This window comes from Cellulomonas sp. GbtcB1, assembly GCF_019091725.1.
Lineage (GTDB): Bacteria > Actinomycetota > Actinomycetes > Actinomycetales > Cellulomonadaceae > Cellulomonas.
Window position 1 is genome coordinate 1 of record NZ_JAGXJG010000660.1, and the last position, 231, is coordinate 231.

General features: G+C 74.0%; 1 pseudogene. It reads left to right on the forward strand.

What is annotated here, in order from left to right:
- Positions 1-231: pseudogene (locus KVT14_RS21705) on the forward strand (hypothetical protein); the annotation flags it as partial.

Genomic DNA, 231 nt, shown 5'->3' on the forward strand with positions numbered 1-231 from the left:
CCGCGCTGGTCGCCGCCGCCACGCTGTCCGACCGGTACATCACCGGCCGCCAGCTCCCGGACAAGGCGATCGTCCTGGTCGACGAGGCCGCGTCCCGGCTGCGCATGGAGCTCGACTCCTCCCCGGTCGAGATCGACGTGCTGCAGCGCGCCGTCACCCGGCTGGAGATGGAGGAGGTCGGGCTGTCCGAGGCGGACGGCCCGGCCTCCCGCGAGCGGCTGGAGAAGCTGC